4 protein-coding genes are annotated in these 4791 nt (G+C 53.2%); all 4 read left to right on the forward strand.

The features are described from left to right. The coding region (locus QVP67_RS12455; RefSeq protein WP_288180180.1) for an endo-1,4-beta-xylanase at positions 1-332 on the forward strand (332 nt) is incomplete at its 5' end. A 19-nt stretch (positions 333-351) separates the two neighbouring features. Beyond that, on the forward strand, positions 352-1323 hold the full coding sequence (locus tag QVP67_RS12460) for a glycoside hydrolase family 43 protein (RefSeq protein ID WP_022163891.1): 972 nt from the start codon (positions 352-354) through the stop codon (positions 1321-1323). A gap of 125 nt (positions 1324-1448) precedes the next feature. Then, complete coding sequence (locus QVP67_RS12465; protein ID WP_022163892.1) at positions 1449-3476, forward strand: alpha-glucuronidase family glycosyl hydrolase; 2028 nt, start codon at positions 1449-1451, stop codon at positions 3474-3476. Positions 3477-3562: 86 nt separating this feature from the next. Continuing rightward, on the forward strand, positions 3563-4738 hold the full coding sequence (gene uxuA / locus QVP67_RS12470) for a mannonate dehydratase (RefSeq protein WP_022163893.1): 1176 nt from the start codon (positions 3563-3565) through the stop codon (positions 4736-4738). Positions 4739-4791 lie beyond the last annotated feature (53 nt).

Below are 4791 nucleotides of genomic sequence, written 5' to 3' on the forward strand. Positions count from 1 at the left end.
GTGCTCTTCCTACCGTGCATGAAACAGCTAACATCAGCGATACGGTAGCATTCAGCAAAGCGATGAACCCTTATCCTGAAGCTCTGCCCGACTCGGTATCCGCCGTATGGAACGCACGCATGAAAGCATTCTTCAACCTCTTCCTGAAACATGCCGACATTGTAGAGCGTGTAACTGCCTGGGGAGTAAGCGATGGTGATTCGTGGAAAAACAATTTCCCGGTACGCGGACGCAAGGAATATCCCCTGCTGTTCGACCGCAACTACGAGATGAAACCATTCCTGAAAGAACTGATAAACGAAAATAAGACAACTGAAAACCAACCAAAATAACCTTTAAAAACAACGCATTATGGAAAAAGAAAAAAGATACTTATTCCCGGCCGACTACATGGCCGACCCATCGGTACATGTATTCAACGACCGCATCTACATTTACCCTTCGCACGATTGGGAATGTGCCAATGTTGAAAACGACAACGGCGACCAATATGTAATGAAGGACAGCCACGTACTTTCGACCGACGATCCCATGCACGGCGAAGTCATCGACCATGGCAAGGCACTCGACATTGCCGACATTCCCTGGGCAGGCCGTCAGCTGTGGGACAGCGATGTAGCCGAAAAAGACGGCAAATATTACCTGTACTTCCCGCTGAAGGACAAAACAGACATCTTCCGTATCGGTGTAGCCATCGGCGACCGTCCCGAAGGCCCGTTCATTCCCCAGCCCGATCCCATCCGCGGCAGCTACAGTATCGACATTGCCGTACTGAAAGAAGGCGAAGACTATTACATGTATTTCGGCGGCATCTGGGGCGGACAACTCCAGCGTTACAAGGACAACAAAGCCTTGGAAATCCCCGAACTGCCCGAAGGCGACCAGCCTGCATTGCCAAGCCGTGTGGTTAAGCTGAGCAAAGACATGCTTCAATTTGCCGAAGAGCCCCGTCCTGTACTGGTAGTCGATGAGAACGGCGAGCCGCTGAAAGCCAACAACCCGCACCGCTTCTTCGAAGCCAGCTGGATGCACAAGTACAATGGCAAGTATTACTTCTCCTATTCTACCGGCGATACCCACATGCTGTGCTATGCCATCGGTGACAACCCTTACGGCCCCTTCACCTATCAGGGAGTCATCCTGACACCTGTTGTTGGCTGGACTACCCATCACTCCATTGTAGAATACAAAGGCAAGTGGTACCTGTTCCATCACGACAGCGTGCCTTCAGGCGGAAAATCATGGCTCCGCAGCCTGAAAGTGTGCGAACTGGAGTACGACGAAAACGGCCGCATCCTGACCATCGACGGAGGAGGCAAATAAGCAGACGTCCCTGTCAGTAATATATAAGAGTGCATAACTTCAGCCGGCCATCCGGAAAACTGCCTGTGACCGAAAGAAGCTATGCACTCTCTGTTTGGTAAACCAATCCTTAATGATACAAAAGCATGAAACATAAAATCTATCTTCTTATAGGTCTCCTATTGTCTTCATTCTCGATCTTGCAGGCCGAAGACGGAAGCCGTCTGTGGCTCCGGCAACCACAGAATGCGCATGCACAAGTCACAGCCAACAAGCAATCGCCGACCATCGGCCTTGCTACGCGGGAATTGCAGCAGGCGTGGCAAGGAGCACCTGTAACCCTTGAACTGAAAAAGGACAAGCAACTGGACAAAGACGGATTCCGCATCCGGCACACTTCGAACGGACTGACCATTACCTCGCCCGACGAAACCGGTCTTCTGTATGGTGCCTACCACCTGCTCCGATTACAGGCCCTTCAAAGCAACGACCTGAAAACAGACAACGAAATTATCGAAAACCCGGCCTACCAGCTCCGCATCCTCAACCATTGGGACAATATGGACCGCACCATCGAACGCGGATATGCCGGCAAATCACTTTGGAACTGGGACGAACTGCCCAATACTCTTTCCGACCGCTATGAAGCCTATGCACGCGCCAATGCCTCTATCGGCATCAATGGCACAGTGCTGAACAACGTAAACGCATCTCCACAAATATTATCTGCCGAATACCTGCAAAAAGTAAAAGCCCTGGCCGACGTCTTCCGCCCGTATGGCATACGGGTATGCCTGTCCGTCAACTTTGCTTCTCCTATGGTACTCGACAGCCTGCCCACCGCCGATCCTTTGGACAAAGAAGTCATCCGTTGGTGGAAAAACAAAACCAAAGAAATCTACAAACTGATCCCCGATTTCGGCGGATTCTTAGTGAAAGCCAACTCCGAAGGCCAGCCCGGCCCTTGCGACTTCGGGCGCACTCATGCCGAAGGTGCCAACATGCTGGCCGATGCCTTGAAGCCTTATAAAGGTATTGTCATGTGGCGCGCTTTCGTCTACAGTCCCTCGGATGCCGACCGCGCCAAACAGGCCTATCTCGAATTCCAGCCACTGGACGGACAGTTCCGTCCGAACGTCATCGTACAGGTCAAGAACGGCCCGGTCGACTTCCAGCCACGCGAACCGTACAGCCCGCTGTTCGGCAGTATGGAGCATACGTCCCTGATGGCCGAATTCCAGATTACGCAGGAGTATCTGGGACACTCCAACCACATTGCCTACCTGGCTCCCATGTGGGAAGAGTTCTTCCGATTTGTACCTGCCACTTCGCTGAAAGCCATTGCCGGAGTCAGCAACATCGGTACGGACGCTAACTGGTGCGGACATCCCTTTGCGCAAGCCAACTGGTACGCCTTCGGCCGTCTGGCATGGAATCCGCAACTCGGTTCCGACGAGATTGCAGACGAATGGCTGAAGCAAACTATTTATAAGGAAGGAGTAACGGACATCAGCCCGATTCATACCGACCTGAAGAAGATGATGCTCGAAAGCCGCGAAGCCGTTGTCGACTATATGATGCCGCTCGGCCTGCATCACCTCTTTGCCTGGGGACACCACTATGGTCCCGAGCCCTGGTGTAAAGTGCCCGGCGCACGCCCCGACTGGTTGCCGAGCTATTATCACAAGGCCGACGCACAAGGTATCGGTTTCGACCGCAGTTCGACAGGCAGCAATGCCGTAGCACAATATCCCGACTCGCTGGCCCGCCTCTACAACGACCTCGCCACCTGTCCCGAAGAATACCTGCTATGGTTCCACCACGTACCCTGGGGGCACACGATGAAAAGCGGCCGTACCCTTTGGGACGAATTGTGCCGCCACTACGACGCCGGCGTGCAGCAGGTCAAAGAGTTCCAGAAAACATGGGACAAAGCCGAGGCATTCGTCGATGCAGACTGCTTCAAGGATGTACAGTCGCGCCTGAAAATCCAGGCACGCGATGCCGTCTGGTGGAAAGACGCTTGTCTGCTCTACTTCCAACAATTCTCGCAAATGCCCATACCCTACGACATCGAACGCCCCATACACGAGTTGGACGACTTAGAGAAAGTACAACTCGGTATCAGCAACTACGAATGTCCTTCAGGAGAACTGCTGAACCGCAACAGATAAAGATAGCCACCGTAAGATGACTGACTTTAGAAAACTGTGATTATATTTGCAGCGTTAAACCCACAAAACAATAAATATAATATAGTATGGAAAAGACTTGGAGATGGTTTGGTAAGAAAGACAAAATCACGCTCGATATGCTGCGCCAGATTGGCGTAGAAGGTATTGTCACCGCTCTGCACGATGTGCCCAACGGTGAAATCTGGACCCTGGAGGCCATCAACGACCTGAAAAGTTACATCGAAGCGCACGGCCTGCGCTGGTCGGTGGTAGAAAGCCTGCCCGTATGCGAGGCTATCAAATACGCCGGTCCCGAACGGGAACAACTGATTGAAAACTACAAAGTCAGTCTGGCCAATCTGGGCAAGGCCGGCATCAAAACCGTATGCTACAACTTCATGCCGGTCATCGACTGGATACGCACCGACCTGCAACACCCTTGGGCCGACGGGACTTCTTCCCTTTACTTCGACCGCATCCGCTTTGCCTACTTCGACGTCAAGATTCTGCAACGCGAAGGAGCCGAAGCCGACTATACCGCCGAAGAATTGCAGAAGGTGGCCGAACTGGACAAAACCATTACTGAAGCCGAAAAGGATGAACTGATTGATACCATCATCGTCAAGACACAAGGCTTCGTCAACGGCAATATCAAGGAAGGCGACAAGAACCCCGTAAACATCTTCCGCAACCTGCTGGCTTTGTACAAAGGCATCGACCGCGATGCTCTGCGCGAGAACATGCGCTACTTCCTGGCAGCCGTTATGCCGGTGTGCGATGAATACGGTGTCAACATGTGCGTTCACCCCGACGATCCTCCCTTCCAGGTGCTGGGGCTGCCACGCATCGTAACGGACGAGGCCGACATCGAATGGTTCCTGCAAGCTGTGGACAATCCGCACAACGGCCTGACCTTCTGCGCCGGCTCGCTCAGTGCAGGCGAGCAGAACGACACCCGCGAACTGGCCCGCAAGTTTGCCAAGCGCACCCACTTTGTCCACCTGCGCAGCACAAAAGCCATGCCGGGCGGCAACTTCATCGAAAGCTCGCACCTCGAAGGACGCGGACATCTGATCGACCTGATCCGCATCTTCGAACAGGAGAACCCCGCACTGCCCATGCGCGTGGACCACGGACGCACCATGCTGGGCGACGAAACCAAAGGCTACAATCCGGGATACTCCTTCCACGGACGCATGCTGGCCTTGGCCCAGGTCGAAGGAATGATGGCTGTAGTCCGCGACGAACTCAGTCGGAAATAAGGTACAGATACCCCTTTTATAAAACACTTGTACGGCTCGTGAGCGACACTTGC

The organism is Bacteroides sp. CAG:633, from assembly GCF_000435115.1.
Lineage (GTDB): Bacteria > Bacteroidota > Bacteroidia > Bacteroidales > Bacteroidaceae > Bacteroides > Bacteroides ndongoniae.

Bases quoted from the DNA above. Each gene is read 5' to 3' on its own strand.
- QVP67_RS12460 (WP_022163891.1), top strand. From the start codon at position 352: ATGGAAAAAGAAAAAAGATACTTATTCCCGGCCGACTACATGGCCGAC.
- uxuA (WP_022163893.1), top strand. From the start codon at position 3,563: ATGGAAAAGACTTGGAGATGGTTTGGTAAGAAAGACAAAATCACGCTC.
- QVP67_RS12465 (WP_022163892.1), top strand. From the start codon at position 1,449: ATGAAACATAAAATCTATCTTCTTATAGGTCTCCTATTGTCTTCATTC.